General features: G+C 35.6%; 4 protein-coding genes. All 4 read left to right on the top strand.

The window, feature by feature from the left end:
- A partial coding sequence (locus MKX73_RS19870) for a DUF5839 family protein (protein ID WP_340719099.1) occupies window positions 1-218 on the top strand: 218 nt, incomplete at its 5' end.
- 886 nt (window positions 219-1,104) lie between these two features.
- A complete protein-coding gene (mobV, locus tag MKX73_RS19875) occupies window positions 1,105-2,373 on the top strand; it encodes a MobV family relaxase (RefSeq protein WP_340719100.1) in 1,269 nt (422 codons plus the stop codon).
- A 16-nt stretch (window positions 2,374-2,389) separates the two neighbouring features.
- Window positions 2,390-2,566, top strand: coding sequence for a sporulation protein Cse60 (locus MKX73_RS19880; RefSeq protein WP_340719101.1), 177 nt, complete (start codon window positions 2,390-2,392; stop codon window positions 2,564-2,566).
- Window positions 2,567-2,877: 311 nt separating this feature from the next.
- Window positions 2,878-3,963, top strand: a complete 1,086-nt coding sequence (locus MKX73_RS19885; RefSeq protein WP_340719102.1) for a protein rep — start codon at window positions 2,878-2,880, stop codon at window positions 3,961-3,963.
- The last annotated feature ends 45 nt before the right edge of the window (window positions 3,964-4,008 follow it).

Genomic DNA, 4,008 nt, shown 5'->3' on the forward strand with positions numbered 1-4,008 from the left:
AAGGCAAACCATTGATATTAGATACTAGAAAAAAATACACTTGGCATATCCCAAAACATATACGGTCGTTAAATGTGCAACCCGGGGATATTGTTTGTGTTAAAAGAACTAAAGCACCTGTTTTAGTGGTTGAAGTTTTTCGAGAAGATATAGAGGATACAGGGAAACTTTATAAATCAATTTCAGGGGTATATGAAAGAGCACCTCGAAAAGAGTAGCAACTGCTGCTCTTTTTTATTTTCTATTTTTGATATATTTAACAACAAAATTCGACAAATGTAGAATGATAAATTCAAATCACTGTGAGCACCCACTTATACACCGATATTTCATATGGTGTTCGGTGGGGTTGCTACGCAACAAAAAGACCGTTCCACGGTAAGCCTAACAGGGTTTTTTGTTTGGTCTTTTCCCCTTCATTTTTTTGGTTGAGGGGGGATGTTTTGATGCGCTTGAATTAAATGTGCAGCAATGAAATTTGGTCGGCCCATGCCGTTTTTTCGGGCGATAATAAGAAGGTCAACTCCGATTAATGAAACCTTCATTTTTTCGTATATCGGGGGTTGCCCCCAACACTGCCCGAAAAATTTTTGATTGCAAGGAGGAAAGGGTGGAGATTTTTTGCTCGCAAAAAATACTACCCGATCCTTGCAATCGAAAAAGGCTATTGCTCCTGTTGCTCATATGTATTACTCATTTGTATTGCTGATATGTATTACTTTTTGAAGAACTTTTTGTAAATGTAATCAATGCCTTTTTGTGAGTAAGTTCCCACAAGGAAAACTACCACACCGATAACAACTTGTTCCATACTTCCACCCCCTTCCCTCTTTGACCTCATCTGTATATTGCTAATGTTTTTAGAAATCCCTTTTTTTATTTTTTTTTTATTTTTTTAGGTGCTGGCTGCTAATCGCAAATTGCGATTGGCCACCAGTATTTTTGATTTTGAACTTCGGAAACATTGTGCGCTCCAGCACGTTTCCGATCGGGCATCGGCCCGAAATAGCCCTCGGCAGAGCACGGTCTCTTGGTCACAAGAGTATACCGTGCTATACTCTTATTGAGTATGGGTCTTATTCACGGCATGAAGGGGGCTTTCAAATGGAATTAGCATGGCACACACAGAAGAACCAAATTACGGATGTCAAAGGCAAGGAAATGGAACAAGAGCGTAAAGGGAAAATCAAAAACGAGGATATTGATTTAAGCAGAACGAATTTAAATTATGACATTGTTTCTAGTGAGAAAACTTTATATCAACGAGTAAAAGAAAGAGTGGAATTTGCAAAAGAAACTGGCTCCCGTGTTCAAAAAAATTCGGTTGTCATGTACTCCAATATTTTGACTGTTCCCAATGAACAATTTGAAAAATGGGGCATGGAAAAAACCCGAAAATATTTTGAGGCTTGTTATGATTTTTTCTCCGATGAATTTGGCAAAGAAAACGTTGTAAGTGCCAAAGTCCACCTGGATGAAACAACTCCCCATATGCATCTGCATTTTGTCCCTTTCAACAAAGAGACAGGGAAATTACAGGCTCGTGTTGTTATGACACCCAAAAAAATTAATGAGATCCATGACAACCTACCTCAATTTTTGAGAAAACGTGGATTTGAAGTTGAACGAGGTTCGGGTAAAACCCAAAATAACATTGAAAATATCCACGAATACAAGGAATTGCAAAAGAGCCTTAAAGAAAAACAACAAGAGTTAGAGAAGGTCCAGCTGCAAACAAAAAAAATCGTGGAGTCTATTCCTAAAAAAGATGAATTGGCATTGCCTTTATTAGAAAAGGAAAAGCAAGTGAAGGTTATTCCGAAATTGCTTGGTAAGCCTGAAATCGTTAAAACTGAAACGGAGAATTTTGTTATTTCCCCTCTCCAATATCGAATGATTGAGCAAACTTTAATTGGCAGCGAAACGCTTAAACGCCAAAATGATTATTTGGTAAAGGAAAATAAAGCGCTTAAAAGCGGTGAAATGTACCTTTCGCTACAAAAAAAGGTTGATACCTATGTTGAACATATGGTTGAACAGAGGAAAGAAATTGAAAGCCTACAAAGTGAAAATGATAAATTAAAAAACCATAACAGTAAGTTGCTAGAAAGAGTGAAAGGTTTGCAACTTGAAGTTAACCTTCTGTATCTCGCTACAAGGGATTTTCTGAAGAAACATACGAAAACTCCCGAAACTTATAAAAACGTCTTTAAAGGCATGTTAGAGACGATTAAAGAGCGTTTGAAGGAGTTGTTACCTCAAAATGAATTGAAGGGCTTTAAAAGCTTTTTAAACGACATTCACGAGGCTGATCCAGACTTTGTTCGTGACAAAAAAATGCCTACGCGTGATGCTGGCGAAATGGAAAGATAATGTGAAGGGGGTGGGAATGTTGCGAGTGAAAATTTTCAGTGATTTTCGTACAAAAAATGTAGAAGATGCTATTAATAATTTTTTGGAAATATGGGGTGACGGAATCGAAGTAATTGATATTAAATTGAATAGTCATCTTGATGATGATAATAAAGAATGTCATACGGCCTTGATAATGTACCGTGAATTATAAAAATCATAAAAAATAACCACCTGCATTGTGCAGGTGGTTTTGTCTTTTAAGAAACGATTGAGCGAAGCGAAATGAGTTTCTTCTTTTACTTGATACATACGTAACTATTTCCGCAAGAAATTGTTACGTATGTGATGTCTTTAAGTCTTGTGGCTCTAAGGCTCAAAAAAAAAACAACTTGCGTTTCCTTGTATAGTGTTTTATGATTTTAATTGACTAGATCAAAATCAAACTATGAAGGGAGCAAGTTGCTTTTATGTGTCTTTATTTGTTGTTAAATTAAAAAACATTAAAGCGATTGTACACTGAATATGACCAAAAAACAAGAGGTTAAAATTACTAAGAATGAATTGAAATCTACTGAACTTGGAAAGTATATTTTAGAAAGATATACACCTAAAAGAGATTTAGTTCGAAAACTGGCTGAATATGCGAAAGGTGTTTTTACCCCAAAAACATTGGAGAGAGTGAAAACATGTGGTGATTTTATGCAACATTTAACAACCTTTGATATGAGCGCGAAACGTGTTCATCGTTCAAGTAGTTGTGGTAATCGTTTTTGTCCAATCTGCACATGGAACAAAGCGAAAAAAGATGCCATCGCTATTTCAGTTACAATGCAAGCGATCCGTGAAGAGCAAGAACAAGAATATATTTTTTTAACGCTGACTGCACCGAATGTTACTGGTGAAGCACTTAAAAATGAGATTGATAAATTTAATACAGCATTTAATAAATTATTTAAGCGTAGAAATGTGCGAAAAGTAATCAATGGTTATGTCCGTAAGTTAGAAGTGACGTACAACAAAGAACGTTTTATAACAAAAGATATGTATGAAAAAGCAAAGTCATATTTTGATAGTCGTAATTTGAAAATTGATGACAACAACCCTAATTATGATACATACCATCCTCACTTTCATGTGTTAATGGCAGTGAATAAAAGTTACTTTACAAGCCGTGATTATATTAATCAATCTGCATGGCTTGAGATGTGGCGTGAGTGTATGGACGATATGAGTATTACGCAAGTCGATATTCGTAAAGTTCGTTCCAGTGAAAAGTCGGAAAATGGTGCAGTCTTAGAGGTGGCAAAATATTCGGCTAAAGGAAATGAGTTGTATCATTCACAATCTGTCTTTGAAATTTTTTATAAATCTCTGAAGGGGCGGCAATTATTGACGTTCAATGGATTTTTTAAAGACTATGTGAAAAAATTCAAAAATGGTGAATTGGACAAGTACAAGAAAAAAGACGAGAACGAGTATACGCATTTGCTTACGTCCGTATGGAAAACGTCAAAATATGAAAATATGTTACGTGAATTAACTGTTGAAGAATTTGAGGAATATAACACAAAAGCGAAATTTATCGAACAAGCTGACGAGGTGGAATAATGAAGGATAATAATACACTTAATGCTTTTCATATTCTAAGTAAAA

This window comes from Solibacillus sp. FSL W7-1436, from assembly GCF_038007305.1.
In the GTDB taxonomy this organism is placed as follows: Bacteria; Bacillota; Bacilli; order Bacillales_A; family Planococcaceae; genus Solibacillus.